The organism is Cellulosimicrobium sp. E-16, assembly GCF_049913115.1.
Classification (GTDB): domain Bacteria; phylum Actinomycetota; class Actinomycetes; order Actinomycetales; family Cellulomonadaceae; genus Cellulosimicrobium.
Genome location: NZ_CP183974.1, coordinates 2,971,874 through 2,986,553, shown reverse-complemented (window position 1 = coordinate 2,986,553; position 14,680 = coordinate 2,971,874). Strand labels below are relative to the sequence as shown.

The following is a 14,680-nucleotide window of genomic DNA, read 5'->3' as shown; positions in this document are numbered from 1 at the left end:
CGTCCTCCTGCTCGTGCGCGGCGTGCCCGCGACCGGTCGGGGCGGTCCCGCCCAGGTGCTCCCTCGACGCTAGGGACCCGGGGACCGGTCCGCGCGTGCCGGTCGTCACCGACCCCGCCCATGACTTCCGGCACGTCGCGTCCGGGCGGCGGGTCCGTAGGGTGGAGGGATGCGACGGACCGACCCGGAGGTGTGGGCGGGCATCGCGATGCTCGTCGTCATCCTCGGCATCGGGGCGCTCGTCCCGATCGCCGCCCCCGATGCCCTGACGGTCCCCGTCGTGGCCTGGCTCGCGGTGTTCGCGGCGTTCGTCCTGGTCACCGTCGGGATCGTCCTCCGGTCGGGGTTCGCGACGCCCCGGGCCTACGCCCTGCTCGGTGCGCAGGTCGTCCTCGTCGCGACGCTCGTGCTCACGGCCCCCGGCGCGGGCTGGCTCCCGATCCTGCTCGTCGTCGTCGCGGCACTGAGCGTGTACGTCGTCCCGGTGCCCGTCGTGACGGTCGTCGTCGCCGTCAACGTCGTGGTCGTGGGGGTCGCGTCCGGCCTGCGGGGCTCGGTCACCGACGCCCTGCTCACCGCGATGATCTACCTGCTGCTCCAGGTCGCGAGCGTCGGCTCGACGCTCGCCCTCCACCGCGAGCGGCGCATGCGCGAGCAGCTCGCCGTCGCGCACGTCGAGCTGCGCGCGGCGGCCGTGCTGCGGGACGAGTCGACGCGCTCCGAGGAGCGGCTGCGGATCGCGCGCGAGCTGCACGACGTGCTCGGCCACCAGCTCACCGTGCTCGCGCTCGAGCTCGAGACGGCGAGCCACCAGGACGGCGAGCGGGCCCGCGAGCACGTGGTGCGGGCCAAGGACGTCGCGCGCGAGCTCCTCGGCGACGTGCGCGCCACCGTCGGGGAGCTCCGGCGGCACGCGCCGAGCCTGGAGGAGTCCCTCGGCTCGCTCGTCGAGCGGGTGACCGTGCCGCGCGTGCGCGTCGCCGTCGACGACGACGTCACGGTCGACGAGGAGCAGACGGTGGTGCTCGTGCGCGTGGTCCAAGAGGCGCTGACCAACGCGATCCGGCACGCCGAGGCCACCGTGCTCGACGTGACCGTCACCGCCGAGGAGGGGCGTGTGCGGCTCGTCGCGCAGGACGACGGGTGGGGCGCCGCCCGCGTGGAGCCGGGCAACGGGCTGCGCGGGATTGAGGAACGGGTCCGCGCCGCGGGCGGGACCGTTCGCCTCGACGGGCGGAGCGGGTTCCGCGTCGAGGTCGAGCTCGTGCCCGAGCACCTGGCCGCCCGCGCCGAGCACCGCCGCGCCGGGGGAGACGTGCTGGCGAGCTCGCGCGGCACCGCTCTGGTGCGCCCGACGGTCCCGGGCGCATGAGCGACGCCGCGGTGCGCGTCCTGCTCGTCGACGACCAGACCCTGGTGCGGCAGGGGATCCGCAGCCTCCTCGAGCTCGCGCCCGACGTCGAGGTCGTCGCCGAGGCCGAGGACGGGATGGCGGCGCTCGCGGCCGTGCGCGAGCACGGGCCCGACGTCGTGCTGCTCGACCTGCGCATGCCGCGCCACGACGGGATCTGGGCGCTCGAGGCGATGAGCGAGAGCGGGTACGACGTCCCCGTGCTCGTGCTCACGACGTTCGACGACGACGCGCTCGTGCTCCGCGCCCTGCGGGCGGGAGCCCGGGGGTACCTGCTCAAGGACGTGACGCTCGAACAGCTCACCGGGGCGGTCCGCACGCTCGCCTCCGGCGGCACGCTCGTGCAGCCGTCGATCACCGACCGCCTCCTGCGCGCGGTGCGGGCCGGGAGCGTCCCCGCCGACGACCTGGACGACGGCGCCGGCCCGGTGCAGGAGCTGACCGACCGCGAGCTCGAGGTGCTCCGCCTCGTCGCGGCGGGGTTCTCCAACCGCGAGATCGCGCACGCGCTCTTCCTCGCCGAGGGGACCGTGAAGAACCACGTGTCGACCGTGCTGCTCAAGCTGGGCACGCGCGACCGCACGCGCGCGGTCCTGCGCGCGCTGCACGTGGGCCTGCTCGGCTGACGCGCGTCAGAGCAGGGTCTCGACGCCGATCGTCACCCGGTCGCCGACGTCGACGCCCTCGGCGTGCCGCACCGCGGCCTTGATGGGGACGACGAACGTCTTGCGCTGCGCGTCGGGGAACACCGACGTCGACCAGCGCTGCGCCCCGAGCGTCACCTCGACCTTGACGGAGCCGAACCCCGCGGGCGGGAGCGGCAGCTCCGCGATCTCGTCGCTCACGTCCTCCGGCAGCGCGGCGAACACCCAGCTGTCGGTGCGCGCCTCCCACCGCCACAGCTCTGCCTCGAACTCGAACCTCGTCCCCGCCACCTGACCATGGTGCCGCGGGCCACCCACACGCGCGGCGTCGTCGGGCCGCCCGCGGGCGTCACCCGCACGCGAACCAGCGCCGCCACCCCTCGCGGGCGGGCGCGCGGCGCGCCACCATGGACGGATGAGGGCCATCTGGAAGGGCGCCATCACGTTCGGCCTCGTCAACGTCCCCGTCAAGGTCTACTCCGCGACGGAGGACCACGACGTGCCGCTGCACCAGGTGCACGACAAGGACGGCGGACGCATCCGCTACCGGCGCGTGTGCGAGATCGACGGCGAGGTCGTCCCCTACGAGCACATCGACAAGGCGTACGACGACGGCGAGCGCACGGTCGTGCTCACGAGCGAGGACTTCGCCGCGCTCCCCGCCGAGCGCAGCCGCGAGATCGAGGTCGTCGAGTTCGTCCCGAGCGAGCAGATCGACCCGCTGCTGCTCGACCGCAGCTACTACCTGGAGCCCGACTCGAAGTCCAACAAGGCGTACGTGCTCATGCGGCGCACGCTCGAGGAGACCGACCGGACGGCGATCGTGAAGTTCGCGCTGCGCCAGCGCACGCGGCTCGCCGCGATGCGCGTGCGCGACGACGTGCTCGTGCTCCAGACGCTGCTCTGGGCCGACGAGGTCCGCGAGGCCGCGTTCCCGTCGCTCGACGACGAGGCGAAGGTGACCGACAAGGAGCTCGCCATGTCGGCGCAGCTCGTCGCGAGCTTCGAGGCCGACTTCACGCCCGAGGAGTACGAGGACGACTACCAGGCGCAGCTCCGCCAGCTCATCGAGGCGAAGCTCGAGCAGGGCGACGCGCTCGACACCGCCGAGACCTTCGGCGAGCAGCCGGAGGAGAGCGAGGGCGCCGAGGTCATCGACCTCATGGAGGCCCTGCGCAAGTCCGTCGCGTCGTCGAAGAGCAGCCGCGCGAGCGGGTCGGGGTCGTCCGGCGGGTCGACGGCGAAGGGCGGCTCGAGCCGCAAGGCCGCCTCGTCGTCGGGCAAGAGCTCCTCGGGCAAGAGCGCGGGGACCAAGGACGAGGGCTCGAAGCCCGCCGCCAAGAAGACCTCGAGCCGCTCCTCGTCCTCGAAGGAGAAGACGACGGCGAAGACGACGGCGAGGACGACGCGGAAGAAGGCGTCCGCGTAGGGAGCCCGGACGCTGCTGCCGGTCGCGACCGGGAGGTGGGCGATGAGTTCGGCGCCCGGCGCCCGTCGGAACGGTGAGGACGGTCGCCCGGCCGCCCGCGAGACCTGTGACGAACGGAGACGACGATGCGCGCGATCGTGCCGAGCCTGTGGTTCGACGGCAACCTCGAGGAGGCCATCACCTTCTACTCGAGCGTCTTCCCCGACGCGAAGGTCGGCGACGTGTTCCGCCAGCCCGACGGCACGGCGGTCTCGGCCGACTTCGAGCTCGCCGGGCACCGGTTCGCGGCCATCAACGGCGGGCCGCAGTTCCCGTTCACCGAGGCGGTGTCGTTCGTCGTCGAGTGCGAGTCGCAGGACGAGGTCGACGAGTACTGGGCCGCGCTCACCGACGGCGGCCAGGAGTCGCAGTGCGGCTGGCTCAAGGACCGGTTCGGGCTGTCGTGGCAGGTGGTCCCCGTCGAGTTCCTCGCGATGCTCCAGGACCCGGACCCCGCCCGCGTCCAGCGCGTCGTCGACGTGATGATGACGCAGGCGAAGCTCGACCTGGCTCCGCTGCGGGCGGCGTTCGACGGCTGACCCCTCCGGCCTTCCGACCGGAGATCCACAGGTGGTACGCCGGAGATGTCCAGACCGTGCCCAGGTCTGGTTGAATGCGCTCGTCATCTCCGCCGACGGCCCGCGCCGTCCTCTCGTGAAGGACCACGACACCGAGTGAAGAAGCTCCTTGCCGGCACCGTGGGGACGGTGCTGGCCCTCGGCGGGCTGGGCGTCGCCACCGCGACCCCCGCAGCCGCCGCTACCCAGTACGTGCAGCCGTCCTGCAACTCTCTCTACGTCAGCCTCGAGGACTACCCGGAGGGGACCTCCGTCGTCGTGACCCTCGACGGCGAGACGGTCGAGAGCACGACGTTCGACACGTCGTACGTCTTCTGGCGTGACGTCGACTTCTCGACACCGCACGACTGGAGCGTCGACGTCGACGCCCCGGACGGCGCGGACGGGGACTTCTCCGACAAGGGAACCACCACCCCCTGCGAGACCAACCCGAACACCTCCGCGTGGACGGACGCCACCTGCGGGGAGATCTCGGCGAGCGTCACCGAGTACCCCGTCGGCTCGCACGTCGTGACGACGGTCGACGGGACCGTCCTCGCCGATGAGGTGTTCGACGGCTCCTACTGGAACCTGTGGTCGCTCGACTGGCGGTCGTCGCACGAGTGGTCCGTCGTTCTCGACGCTCCCGACGACACGCTCGACCGGACGTGGTCGGGGACCACCGAGCCCTGCGCGTTCGACCCGAGCCTGCGCGTCTACGTCAACGCCTACTGCGAGACGTTGACGGTCTCGGTCGAGGGGTACCCGGCGGGCACGGCGGTCACGGTGCGCGCGGGGGACGGCGTCGTCGGCGAGGGCGTGATCGACGAGAGCGGGTACTTCTGGGGCGAGTGGGCGATCGACGGGACGTCGGCGACGTCATGGACCGTCGAGATCGACGCCACCGACGACGCGCTCGACCGCGTCGAGACCGGGTCGTCCGAGCCCTGCTGGGTGCCGCCGACCACGGTCGAGCCCGTGTCGCCCGAGGTGGTGACGGACTGCTCGGCCACGCCGGACGACGTCGTGCTGCCCGAGGACACCGAAGCGATCACGTACACGCGCACGGACGCCGGCATCGTCGCCACGGCGTCCCCGGGCTACGAGCTTCCCTTCTGGTTCGACCAGTGGCAGACGCACGGTGCCGGCCAGCTCCGTCTCGGCTGGTATGCCGTCGTCAAGCCCCGCTGCGACCTGGAGAACGTCACGGTCGAGCCGGTCTGCCAGGACGGTGTGCCGCACGTCGACATCTCGGTGGCAGCTCCGGCGGGCGCCACCGACGACAACTCGACCTTCTACATCGAGTGGGAGGGTCCAGGAGGTCCGTACGAGGTCGTCTACGGCGATGCCGGGTTCGGGCACCCGTGGACGACTCGGGAGCCTTGGCCGGGCTTCATCACGAACGACGACGGGACCGTCTCGCCGACGAACGACCCGACGTGGAAGCTCGACGACATCGATCTGAGGCTCGGGGCCTCGGTCTGGGTCGACGGCATGTCGTACTCGCAGTACCACGTGGTCGTCTGGGAGGACGCACCGACGGCCGACCCCTGCGCCGACGACCCCGGGCCGCACTTCTCCGTCGACGTGAGCCAGCGCTGGATCGCGGGCAAGCCGTACCTCGCGGTGCGCGTGCTCAACGAAGGGGACAGCACCGCCGACGTGAGCGTCGAGACGCCGTTCGGCCGCAAGCACTTCCCGCGCGTCGCGGCGGGAGCGAGCGCGTACCAGGCGTTCGCGGTGCGGACGACCGAGCCGGTGGAGGGCGAGGTGGACGTCTCCTTCACGGCCGACGTCGACGGCGAGTCGGTGACGCGCGAGCGTTCCGTCCCGTTCTGGCTCGGCGGGTAGGCGCGGGCGACGCCCGAGCACGAGGGCCCGGTGGCGCGTCGACGGACGTGCCACCGGGCCCTCCCGCGTGAGGGGACTGCTCAGAGCGTCGACGCGCGGCGCAGCGCGACAAGCTCGCCGATGAGCCGGAGGAGGTCGTCGACGTCGTCACCCGGGCGCGGCCCCCGGAAGGCGAGGTCCTCGCCGGCGGTGTCGGCGCCGTCGTCCACCTCGCCACCGCCGGTGACGCGCCCGAGCACGTCGCTGCTCAGCGCGGCGTGCGCGTAGAGCCCGTCGCTGAGCAGGACGATCGCGTTCGCGACGACGGGGTCGCCGACCTCGTCGAGGACGGCGCGGGTCCACGCGTCGTGCGCGCCGTCGAGCGCCGCGCGCGCGCGTGGGTACGACCCCTGCGCCAGGCGCGAGACGGCGAGGTAGACGAGCTCGAACTCGGTGTCGACGAGCGTCGAGGTGCGGATGAGGTAGTCGACGGCACCCGCGGGCGCAGCGCGCATCCTCTCGACGTCGGCGGCGGTGAGCTCGCGCAGGTGCGCGGTGAGGCCGTCGGCGAGCGCGTCCTTGGACCCGAAGTGGTAGAGCAGCCCACCCTTGGAGACTCCGGCACGCTCGGCGACGGCCTCGAGCGTGGCGGCGCGCTCGCCCTGCTCGACGAGCAGGGACGCGAACGCGCGCAGGACCTTGGCGCGGGCGGCGGGGGGCGGCGGCATGGTTCCGAGGGTAGTGGGAGGGCATGGTGCGCTGGCCGTCCGACCGGGGGTGGCGCCCGGGGCCCCGGTCGGCAGGGGGAGAGGCGGCGGTGCGCATCGTCACACCGTGCTCGGGATGACGGCGAGGCTCGAGATCGTTACTGTACCGTCTGGACGGTTTGGAAGTTCGGCGCCACCGCGCCGCCCCGACCGCCCGCAGAACGTGGAAGGACCTCTCGCCGTGACGACCCCCGTGACGACGACCTCGACGGCCGGCCGGACCGCACCCGCCCAGCACGCGCCCGCGACGCGCGGACCCGCGCGCGGCGCCGCCAGCCGCTGGTTCGCGCTCGCCGTGCTCATGCTCCCGGTGTTGCTCGTGTCGATCGACAACACCGTGCTGAGCTTCGCGCTGCCGCAGATCTCCGAGTCGCTGCGCCCCAGCGGGACGCAGCTGCTGTGGATCATCGACATCTACCCGCTCGTGCTCGCCGGCCTGCTCGTGCCGATGGGCTCGTTCGCCGACCGCGTCGGACGCCGCCGGCTGCTCCTCGTCGGCGCCGTCGGTTTCGCGGCCGTGTCGGTCGTCGCCGCGTACGCGCCGTCGGCCGGCGCGCTCGTCGCGTCCCGCGCGGCGCTCGGCTTCTTCGGCGCGATGCTCATGCCGTCGACGCTCTCGATCCTGCGCAACGTGTTCGTCGACCGCGAGGAGCGCCGTCTGGCCATCGCGATCTGGGCGGCCGGGTTCGCCGCCGGGTCGGCCCTCGGACCGATCGTCGGCGGGTTCCTGCTCGAGCACTTCTGGTGGGGCTCGGTGTTCCTCCTCGCTGTCCCGGTGCTCGTGCTGCTCCTCGCGCTCGCGCCGTTCTTCGTGCCCGAGTCGCGCGACCCCGCCCCGGGGCGCATCGACGTCCTGTCGATCGTGCTCGTCATGGCGACCATGACCCCCGTCGTGTACGGCATCAAGATGCTCGCCAAGTCCGGGGTGAGCACGCTCGCCGTCGGGAGCGTCGTCGTCGGGCTGGCCGCCGGGGCGCTCTTCGTGCGCCGCCAGCTCCGCCGGCCCGACCCGATGATCGACGTGCGCCTGTTCACCCACGGGGCCTTCAGCGGCGCGGTGCTCGTCAACCTGCTGTCGGTGTTCTCGCTCGTCGGGTTCCTGTTCTTCGTGTCCCAGGACGTGCAGCTCGTGCTCGGGCTCACCCCCATGCAGGCGGGCGTCGCGCTCCTGCCCGGACTGCTCGTCATGATCGTGGCCGGCCTCGGCGTCGTGCGCGTCGTGCGGCGCGTGCGCCCGGCGCACGTCGTCGCCGTCGCGCTGCTCTTCTCCGCGACGGGGTACGCGATCGTCGCGGCGGGCGCGGGGGAGAGCACCCTCCTGCTGCTGGTCGTGGCGTTCGTCGTCCTGTCGCTCGGCGTCGGCGCGGCGGAGACCGTGTCGAACGACCTCATCGTGTCGTCCGTCCCCGCCGCCAAGGCCGGCGCGGCGTCCGCGATCTCCGAGACCGCGTACGAGGTGGGCGCCGTGCTCGGCACCGCCGTCCTCGGAAGCATCCTCACGGCGTCGTACCACGCGAACGTCGTCGTCCCCGCGGGCGTGCCCGCGGCCGACGCCGTCGCGGCCGCCGAGACGCTCGGCGGCGCGACGCAGGTGGCCTCGACCCTGCCCGCCGGGCAGGCGCAGTCGCTGCTCGACTCCGCGCACGCCGCGTTCGGCAGCGGCGTGGGCACGACGTCGCTCATCGGCGTCGTGCTCATGCTCGTCGCCGCGGGCGTGGCGCTCGTCACGCTGCGGAACGCGAAGTCCTGACGACGCGCCGTCCCGCGCGCCCCGCCGCACCCTCGCGGCGGGGCACGCGGCGCTCGCGGTTGGCGGCAGGAGCCGCGATCCGGGAGGCTGGGCGGTGATGAGCCGTCCGCACCGCACCCCGCCCCGCTGGGTCCGCTGGACCCTCGCCGTCCTGCTCGCGCTCGTGCCGTGCGTCGTGTGGGGGGTGACGACCGCGACCGCCGAGCGCAGCCTCGGACCCCACGAGGCGCTCTACGAGGTCACGACGAACGGCCTCGTCACCGTCGACCTCGGCCCGCTCGGGACGATCCAGATCGACTCCCCGCTGCCGCTCGGCCTCGGCGCCGACGTCACGGTGGAGGAGATCCCGGCGGACCTCACCGCGGTCGGGCAGGCGGACACTCTCGAGGGACTGTCACAGGACCTCGAGGACTACCTGCGCTTCTTCGGCGGCCCGCAGGAGACGATCGGCTCGGTCGCGCGGGCACTCGTCGTCGACGCGCTGCGCCGGACCGGGTTCGCGATCCTCGTCGTCGGGGCCGTCGGCGCCGGGCTCTACCTCCTGCTCGGCCCGCCGCGCCGCCGCGAGCTCACCGAGCGCGTCGCGCCGCGGACGTACGAGATCACGGCGGGGGTCGTTCTCGTGTCCCTCGTCGGTGCGTCGCTCGTCGCGAGCGACCCCGGCACGACGACCGGGCCCTCGCAGCGCGCGTCCGCCGTGTTCGACGGGACCCCGCTCGAGGGCGCCCGCATCACCGGCCGCCTCGCGGGCGTCGTCGACACCTACGGCGCCATGCTCATCGACCTCTACCGCGAGAACGAGGACTTCTACGCACGCGCGGACGCCAACCTCGTCGCCGCGTGGGACCGCCGTGAGCGCATCCAGCGCCTGACCGCGCCGCTGGCCGCGGCCACCACGACGTCCGACGACGAGCCCTCGCCCGACGACGCGACGTCGCCCGACGCGACCACCACGACGGGGGACGAGGACGGTGCGACCGACGCCCCGCCGTCGGGCACCGGTGACGAGGACGCGGGCGGGGACGTCTCCGGCGCGGAGGGGTCGGCCGACGCCGAGGCGACGGAGGAGCCCGCTCCGGAGCCCGCGGCCGAGGAGGACCTCGTCACGCTCCTGGTCGTGAGCGACCTGCACTGCAACACGGGCATGACGCCGCTCATCCGGACCGCGGCCGAGCGCTCCGGGGCGTCGATCGTGCTCAACGCCGGGGACACGACGATGAACGGCACGGCGGTCGAGTCGTTCTGCGTCGACTCGTTCGCGTCCGCGGTGCCGAAGGGCGCGACCATGGTCGTCTCCGACGGCAACCACGACAGCGTCGAGACCTCGGCACAGGAACGCGCCAACGGACAGACGGTGCTGGACGGGAAGGTCGTCGAGGTCGAGGGGATCCGCATCCTCGGCGACCGCGACCCGCTCGAGACGCGTCTCGGCCTGGGCAGCCAGCCGCCGCGCGAGGAGACCCCTGAGGAGTATGCGACCCGGCTCACCGAGGTCGCGTGCGCCGAGCAGGAGGACGGCGACGGGATCGACCTCCTCCTCATCCACACGCCGCGCATGGGGAACGAGGCGCTCGACTCCGGCTGCGTGCCGAACCAGATCTCCGGCCACATGCACACCCGGTCCGGCCCGGAGCGGATGGGCGGCGGCGTCCGCTACGTGAGCGGCAGCACCGCGGGGGCGGTCAAGGACCAGCTCCGCATCGGCCCGCTCAAGGGCACGGCCGAGATGACGGTGCTGCGCTTCGATCCCGAGCGGCGCCGCATCGTCGACTGGCAGCTCGTGCAGATCGGGACCGACGAGTCGGCGAAGGTCTGGCCGCGCATCGCCTGGCCCACGCCGTCGGGCGTGCTGGTCGTCGAGGAGCCGGCCGGTGACGAAGGCGGCGAGGAGGGCATCGAGGGCGGGGACGTCCCCGCCGACGAGCCCACCGACGACGTGCCCGCCACCGAGGGCTGAGACGGCGCGCGTCGGTCCTGGCCGCGCGTCGCCGGACACGGCAGGATGTGCCGTATGAGCAGGTCCACGCGCTGGATCGTCGTGTCGGTGGTCCTCGCGCTCGTCGTGGTGCTTCTCGCACCCTTCGTGTACTCGGAGGTGCGCGAGGGCCGTACGCCGCCGCCGTTGGGCCTGCAGTCGCCGGGGGAGTCGACGGCGTCGGCCGCGCCCGCCGTACCCGGCCCGTTCGACGTCGACGGCGAGTGGGTCGTCGGCCCCGGGTCCGAGGCGGGCTTCCGCGCCGACGTCCTGGACGTCCCGGCAGACGAGGCCGTGCTCCTGGGCGTCACCCCGGACGTCACCGGGACGTTCCGCGTGCGGTCGGGGTCGCTGGAAGCCGCGACCGTGACGGTCGAGACGACGACGCTCCGGACCGGGTCCTCCGTCGCGGACCGCCAGCTCCAGCAGGCGCTCGAGACCGACCTCTACCCGACCACGCTCTTCTCGCTCACCTCGCCGCTCGACGTGAGCGAGCTCTCGTCCACGACGGCGCCGGTGCGCCTCGAGGCGTCGGGTGCGCTGACGATCCGCGACGAGACCGAGGCCGTGACGGTTGCGCTCGAGGCGCAGCGGTCCGGCGACGGCGTCCTCGCGACCGGCGCGATCGGCGTCCGCTTCTCCGACTTCGGCATCGCGGTGCCGCCCGTCGCGCCGGTCCAGGTGCGCGACGAGGGCACGGTCGAGGTGCGGCTCCAGCTCGTCCGACCCGCGACACCCTGAGGACCGCGCACGAGCCCGTGACCTAGGGTGGACGGGTGGACCACCCGACCGACCTGACGCCCGTCGCCCAGGACTACCTGAAGGTCGTCTGGGCCGCCCAGGAGTGGTCGGACGAGAGGGTGACGACCAAGCTCCTCGCCGAGCGCATCGGCGTCGGCGCCTCCACGGTCTCGGAGACCGTGCGCCGTCTCAGCGCCCAGGGTCTCCTCGAGCACGCGCCCTACGGGGCGATCACGCTCACCGAACGCGGGCGCAGCCTCGCGCTCGCCATGGTGCGACGCCACCGGCTCCTCGAGACCTACCTCGTGTCCGAGCTCGGCTACGGCTGGGACGAGGTGCACGACGAGGCCGAGGTGCTCGAGCACGCCGTCTCCGACCTGCTCATGGAGCGGATCGACGCACGCCTCGGGCACCCGACGCGCGACCCGCACGGCGACCCGATCCCCGGCGCGGACGGGAGCGTCGTGCGTCCGCCCGCGGTGCCGCTCGCGGACCTCGTGGTGGGAGACCGGGGGACCGTGGCGCGGATCTCCGACGCCGACCCGGACGTCCTGCGCTACCTCGCGGAGATCGGCGTCGGCCTGGACACGGGCGTCGAGGTGCGCGAGCGCCGCGAGTACGCCGGCATCCTCTCCGTCGTCTGGTCGCCGCCCGCCGCTGCCGGGCCGGGCTCCGGCCCCGATGCCGCGCGCCCGACGCCGCCCGCGCAGCTCGGCCTGCGCGCCGCGGACCACGTGTGGGTCGTGCGCGCGGAGCCCGTCTCCGCCTAGACTGGCCGCCTGCCCCTGTTCTCTCGTCGCCGACGTCGTCGACACCCCTCGAATCGATTCGACCGCTGTTTCGGTCCGAGGTCTCTACCGCTGCCCTGCCCACGACGCCCGACGCCCGAGGACACCATGACCGACAGCACCGCCACGCCCGCTCCCGCCGCGGACGCACCCCCCACGGGGACGCCCTCCGCGAGCGCCGGGCGCCTGCGCGGAGCCGGCCCCGCGCTCCTCGCGCTCGCCATGGGCGGCTTCACGATCGGCACGACCGAGTTCGCGACGATGGGCCTGCTGTCCGACATCGCGACCGACCTGGACGTCTCGATCCCCACCGCGGGTCACGCCATCACGGCCTACGCCGTCGGCGTCGTCGTCGGGGCGCCGCTGCTCACGGTCGTGGCCGCACGCCTGCCGCGCAAGACGCTGCTCCTCGCCCTCATGGCGTTCTACACGCTCGGGAACCTGTTCTCCGCGACCGCCGGGAGCATCGAGACGCTCGTCGCCGGGCGGTTCCTCGCGGGCCTGCCGCACGGCGCGTTCTTCGGCGTCGGGGCCGCGGTCGGCGCCGCCGTCGCGGGCCCCGGGCGCCGCGGACGCGCCGTCGCGACCATGATGGCCGGGCTGACCATCGCGAACGTCGTCGGCGTCCCGCTCTCGACCTTCGCCGGGCAGCAGCTCGGCTGGCGCGCCGCGTTCGTCGTGGTCGGCGCGCTCGGCCTCGTCACGCTCGCCGCCCTGTGGCGGCTCGTCCCGGCCGGCGCGGGGAACGAGGACTCGAGCGTGCGCCGCGAGCTCGGCGCGCTGCGCAACGGGCCCCTGTGGCTCGGGTTCGTCGGCGCCGCGGTCGGGTTCGGCGGCATGTTCGCCGTGTACTCCTACGTCGAGCCGACCATCACGCGCGTCACGGGCCTGTCGTCCGCCGCCGTGCCGCTCGTCCTCGCGATCTTCGGTGTCGGCATGACCGTCGGTACAGTCCTCGGCGGCCGGCTCGCCGACCGCTCCGTCATGCGCACCGTCTACCTCGGGTTCGTCTCCACCGGCGTGACGCTCGCGCTGTTCGCCCTCACGGGCCACCACCCCGTCCCCGCGGTCCTCTCGCTCTTCCTGCTCGGCGTCACCTCCCAGGTCCTCGGGCTCTCGCTCCAGACGCGCCTCATGGACCTGTCGCCCGCCGCGCCCTCGCTCGGCGCCGCGCTGTGCCACTCCGCGCTCAACGTCGGCAACGCGAACGGCGCGTTCCTCGGCGGTCTCGTCATCGCCGCCGGCTGGGGCTACCTCGCCCCGGCCTGGACCGGCGTCGTCCTCACCGTCGCAGGCCTCGCGATCATCCTCCTCGTCGCCCGCCGCCCCGCCGGCGTCGTCGTCGCCACCCTGCCCGACGACGCCCGCTCGCCTGCCATGGAGCCGGTCAGCCCGCCGAGGTAGGGCCGCGGACCGGGGCTCTACCTCGGCGGACTCCCAGCCGGGATCCAGCGACGCGCGGTAGGTTGTGCCGTGCGTGCACCGCCGTGCGCGCCGTCACGTCCGGCGGGAGCCGGTGACCCACGAGGAGCGTCCCCGTGAGCAAGAGCGCCACCGCCGGTGCGAGCGTGTCCGCCGACCACGACGACGAGCCGCTGCCGTCGTCGGGTCCCCGCCCGATCAGCACGCGCACGATGGGCTGGCTGCTCGTCGTGCTGGGCGTGATCGGCCTCTTCGGCTCGGCGGCGCTGGCGATCGAGAAGTTCCTCAAGCTCGCGGACCCGAACCACGTGCCGTCGTGCAGCTTCAACGCGCTGCTCGACTGCGGTGACGCGATGGACTCCTGGCAGGGCTCGCTCCTCGGGTTCCCGAACCCGCTGCTCGGCATCGCGGCGTTCCCGGTCGTCATCACGACGGGCGTCGTGCTGCTCGCGGGGGCGCGGCTCCCGCGCTGGTACTGGCTCTCGCTCCTCGGCGGGACGACGCTCGGGATGGGCCTGATCGTCTTCCTCATCTGGACGACGATGTACGAGATCTCGGCGATGTGCCCCTACTGCATGGTCGTGTGGTTCGCCATGCTCCCGCTGTTCTGGTACCAGGTGGTCCACGCGGTCCAGGAGGGGTACCTGCCGGCGGGCGACGGCGTGCGTCGCACCCTCGTGGGCAACCGGCACCTGTTCCTGGCGATCGGCTACGTCGCGCTCGTCGCGTGGATCCTGCTGGTCAAGGGCCCGATCATCATGACGCTGTTCTGACGCGCGCCGCGGCCCCGCGAGGGTCCGGCGGCGCGCACCGCGTCGTGCGTCAGCGCCAGGCCGGCTGGTCGGGCGCGGCGTCCTGCGGGTAGCCGTGCCCGCCCGGCTGCTGGGGTGCGGGGGCGCCCTGCGCCTGGTGGGCGGACTGCGCCGTCGCGCCGGGCTGGCCCGCCGGGATCGGCGTGACCACGACCGCGGTCCCGTACGCGCAGACCTCGGAGAACGAGGCCGCGATCTCGCCCGTGTCGAAGCGCATGCCCACGACGGCGTTCCCGCCGCGGCGCTGCGCCTCCTGCACCATGCGGTGCATGACCTCCTGGCGGGACTCGTAGACGAGCTTCGTGTACTCGGTCACCTCGCCGCCGCCGATCGAGCGGAACGACGCGACGAAGTTCGCCCCGATGTTCGCGCTGCGCACGGTCATGCCCATCACCTCGCCGAGCACCGCGTCGATGCGGTAGCCGGGCACCTCGTTGGTCGTCACGATGATCACGGCGCACATCCTCGCACGGGGTGGACGGGCCGCCGTCGGGCCTCCCGCCGGCCGGTAAACT

Annotated in this window: 14 protein-coding genes; 11 read left to right on the top strand and 3 right to left on the bottom strand. The window is 73.4% G+C overall.

The window, feature by feature from the left end; genetic code table 11:
* Window positions 1-169: 169 nt before the first annotated feature.
* On the top strand, window positions 170-1,372 hold the full coding sequence (locus ACN9MS_RS13235; RefSeq protein WP_426309006.1) for a sensor histidine kinase: 1,203 nt from the start codon (window positions 170-172) through the stop codon (window positions 1,370-1,372).
* Complete coding sequence (locus ACN9MS_RS13230; RefSeq protein WP_426309005.1) at window positions 1,369-2,037, top strand: response regulator; 669 nt, start codon at window positions 1,369-1,371, stop codon at window positions 2,035-2,037. Before ACN9MS_RS13235 ends, ACN9MS_RS13230 begins: the two co-directional genes overlap by 4 nt.
* Window positions 2,038-2,043: 6 nt before the next feature.
* Here ACN9MS_RS13230 and ACN9MS_RS13225 read toward each other — a convergent pair whose 3' ends face one another.
* Entirely contained in the window at window positions 2,044-2,346 is a 303-nt protein-coding gene (locus tag ACN9MS_RS13225; protein ID WP_277514962.1) for a DUF1905 domain-containing protein, read from the bottom strand.
* Window positions 2,347-2,470: 124 nt separating this feature from the next.
* Here ACN9MS_RS13225 and ACN9MS_RS13220 point away from each other — a divergent pair, with 124 nt between their 5' ends.
* From ACN9MS_RS13220 to ACN9MS_RS13210, 3 genes are all read left to right on the top strand, one after another.
* Entirely contained in the window at window positions 2,471-3,484 is a 1,014-nt protein-coding gene (locus ACN9MS_RS13220) for a Ku protein (RefSeq protein ID WP_426309004.1), read from the top strand.
* A gap of 125 nt (window positions 3,485-3,609) precedes the next feature.
* Window positions 3,610-4,062: a VOC family protein gene (locus ACN9MS_RS13215; RefSeq protein WP_378232892.1), complete on the top strand. Its 453-nt coding sequence runs from the start codon at window positions 3,610-3,612 to the stop codon at window positions 4,060-4,062.
* A gap of 135 nt (window positions 4,063-4,197) precedes the next feature.
* On the top strand, window positions 4,198-5,931 hold the full coding sequence (locus ACN9MS_RS13210) for a hypothetical protein (RefSeq protein ID WP_426309003.1): 1,734 nt from the start codon (window positions 4,198-4,200) through the stop codon (window positions 5,929-5,931).
* Between the two features lie 80 nt (window positions 5,932-6,011).
* On the opposite strand, the gene ACN9MS_RS13205 is transcribed toward ACN9MS_RS13210, so the two are convergent.
* On the bottom strand, window positions 6,012-6,638 hold the full coding sequence (locus tag ACN9MS_RS13205) for a TetR/AcrR family transcriptional regulator (RefSeq protein WP_426309002.1): 627 nt from the start codon (window positions 6,636-6,638) through the stop codon (window positions 6,012-6,014).
* A gap of 220 nt (window positions 6,639-6,858) precedes the next feature.
* Here ACN9MS_RS13205 and ACN9MS_RS13200 point away from each other — a divergent pair, with 220 nt between their 5' ends.
* The 6 genes from ACN9MS_RS13200 (at window position 6,859) to ACN9MS_RS13175 (ending at window position 14,126) form a co-directional block, all read left to right on the top strand.
* On the top strand, window positions 6,859-8,427 hold the full coding sequence (locus tag ACN9MS_RS13200) for an MFS transporter (protein ID WP_426309001.1): 1,569 nt from the start codon (window positions 6,859-6,861) through the stop codon (window positions 8,425-8,427).
* A 97-nt stretch (window positions 8,428-8,524) separates the two neighbouring features.
* Window positions 8,525-10,384: a metallophosphoesterase family protein gene (locus tag ACN9MS_RS13195; protein ID WP_426309000.1), complete on the top strand. Its 1,860-nt coding sequence runs from the start codon at window positions 8,525-8,527 to the stop codon at window positions 10,382-10,384.
* 54 nt (window positions 10,385-10,438) lie between these two features.
* Window positions 10,439-11,143: a YceI family protein gene (locus ACN9MS_RS13190; RefSeq protein WP_426308999.1), complete on the top strand. Its 705-nt coding sequence runs from the start codon at window positions 10,439-10,441 to the stop codon at window positions 11,141-11,143.
* Between the two features lie 35 nt (window positions 11,144-11,178).
* Complete coding sequence (locus ACN9MS_RS13185; RefSeq protein WP_426308998.1) at window positions 11,179-11,913, top strand: metal-dependent transcriptional regulator; 735 nt, start codon at window positions 11,179-11,181, stop codon at window positions 11,911-11,913.
* A gap of 126 nt (window positions 11,914-12,039) precedes the next feature.
* Window positions 12,040-13,335 carry an MFS transporter gene (locus tag ACN9MS_RS13180; RefSeq protein WP_426308997.1) on the top strand — a complete coding sequence of 432 codons (1,296 nt, stop codon included), beginning with the start codon at window positions 12,040-12,042 and terminating at the stop codon, window positions 13,333-13,335.
* Window positions 13,336-13,469: 134 nt separating this feature from the next.
* Window positions 13,470-14,126, top strand: coding sequence for a vitamin K epoxide reductase family protein (locus ACN9MS_RS13175; RefSeq protein WP_378232901.1), 657 nt, complete (start codon window positions 13,470-13,472; stop codon window positions 14,124-14,126).
* Window positions 14,127-14,175: 49 nt separating this feature from the next.
* Here ACN9MS_RS13175 and ACN9MS_RS13170 read toward each other — a convergent pair whose 3' ends face one another.
* Window positions 14,176-14,619 carry a YbjQ family protein gene (locus ACN9MS_RS13170; RefSeq protein WP_047233741.1) on the bottom strand — a complete coding sequence of 148 codons (444 nt, stop codon included), beginning with the start codon at window positions 14,617-14,619 and terminating at the stop codon, window positions 14,176-14,178.
* Window positions 14,620-14,680: the final 61 nt, after the last annotated feature.

Bases quoted from the DNA above. Each gene is read 5' to 3' on its own strand.
- ACN9MS_RS13235 (WP_426309006.1), top strand. From the start codon at position 170: ATGCGACGGACCGACCCGGAGGTGTGGGCGGGCATCGCGATGCTCGTC.
- ACN9MS_RS13230 (WP_426309005.1), top strand. From the start codon at position 1,369: ATGAGCGACGCCGCGGTGCGCGTCCTGCTCGTCGACGACCAGACCCTG.
- ACN9MS_RS13220 (WP_426309004.1), top strand. From the start codon at position 2,471: ATGAGGGCCATCTGGAAGGGCGCCATCACGTTCGGCCTCGTCAACGTC.
- ACN9MS_RS13215 (WP_378232892.1), top strand. From the start codon at position 3,610: ATGCGCGCGATCGTGCCGAGCCTGTGGTTCGACGGCAACCTCGAGGAG.
- ACN9MS_RS13205 (WP_426309002.1), bottom strand. From the start codon at position 6,638: ATGCCGCCGCCCCCCGCCGCCCGCGCCAAGGTCCTGCGCGCGTTCGCG.
- ACN9MS_RS13195 (WP_426309000.1), top strand. From the start codon at position 8,525: ATGAGCCGTCCGCACCGCACCCCGCCCCGCTGGGTCCGCTGGACCCTC.
- ACN9MS_RS13190 (WP_426308999.1), top strand. From the start codon at position 10,439: ATGAGCAGGTCCACGCGCTGGATCGTCGTGTCGGTGGTCCTCGCGCTC.
- ACN9MS_RS13180 (WP_426308997.1), top strand. From the start codon at position 12,040: ATGACCGACAGCACCGCCACGCCCGCTCCCGCCGCGGACGCACCCCCC.